This window comes from Pseudoxanthomonas taiwanensis (genome assembly GCF_010093135.1).
GTDB classification, from domain to species: Bacteria; Pseudomonadota; Gammaproteobacteria; order Xanthomonadales; family Xanthomonadaceae; genus Pseudoxanthomonas; species Pseudoxanthomonas taiwanensis.
The window spans coordinates 1-1,086 of record NZ_PDWK01000144.1 but is presented as its reverse complement, the minus strand read 5'-3'; the positions used below and the strand labels follow the sequence as shown (position 1 = coordinate 1,086).

General features: G+C 67.9%; 1 protein-coding gene. It reads right to left on the bottom strand.

All coding sequences use genetic code 11. From position 1 onward, the window contains the following. Window positions 1–6: 6 nt before the first annotated feature. The coding region (locus tag CR938_RS14270) for an ISL3 family transposase (RefSeq protein WP_162125618.1) at window positions 7–1,086 on the bottom strand (1,080 nt) is incomplete at its 5' end.

The following is a 1,086-nucleotide window of genomic DNA, read 5'->3' as shown; positions in this document are numbered from 1 at the left end:
GGTTCTTCACCCAAGTCCGGGGAAGGCCGCCCGGATCTTCAGGAAGAAGTAGGCGTCGTCCCGGTAGCCGTAGGCCACCCGCTTGATGACCTTGATCTTGTTGTTGATGCCTTCGACCAGATTGGTTCCCAGCGGCCAGCGGCAGTGGGCCAGGATCCCCGAAAGGTAGGGCTCGAGCCGCCGCACGAACACGCGCAGCGGCTCCAGGCCGCTGCGCAGGGCTCGTCGCTTCCAGCTCTTCCACGCTTTCCAGGCCCATGCCTCGCGCCGGTAGCGCCATAGCCCCTTCAGGTCTTCTTTCAGCAGGTAGACCGTCAACAAGGCCTTGTTGGCCGCCAGCAGCTCTTCCAGCCGCACCACCTGCTCGTCGGGCACGTTCTCCCGATTACGAAGTAGCAGCCAGCGCGATGTCTTGACCACCCGCCGGGCCGGCTTATCGGCGCGCAGCCGGTCTGCCTCGTCCACCCGGACCCGGTCGATCACCTCCCGGCCGTACTTGGCCACGACATGGAACAGGTCGTAGACGACCTCCGCGTTCGGGCAATGCGCCCGAACCTCCAGGTCGTAGGCGGAGTTCATGTCCATCGCCACGGCGCGGACCTGGGCGCAGCGCACCGGGCCCAGCAGCTCAAAAAACGGCCTGATTTCCGCTCTCGAACGCCCGCGCCCCACCCACAGCACCCGCTTGCGCTCGGGGTCGACCACCACGGTCGCGTACCGGTGGCCCTTCTGGATCGCGAACTCGTCCATCGCCAGCAGCCGCACGCCGTCCAGGTTCGGCGGGCCCAGCGAGCGCTCCAGATGCCGGAAGTCGATCGCTTTGACCGTCTTCCAGTCCAGCCCGAACCACCGGGCGGTGTGCCGCACCGATGTCCCGGCGCACAGCCGGGCCACGCTCTCGGCCAGCCGCCGGGTCACCCGGGCGTGGGGGTCTAGCCAGTCCAGTCGCTCAAGCCTCGGGCCGCAGCGCGGGCAGGCCAGGCGCAGCCGCGGTACCCACAATTCCACCGCGTATTCGAACAGCGGCAGGTCCCGGATCCGGCGAACGGTCTGGTCGTGGATGGCCGCTACCGGCTGGTCACAGCC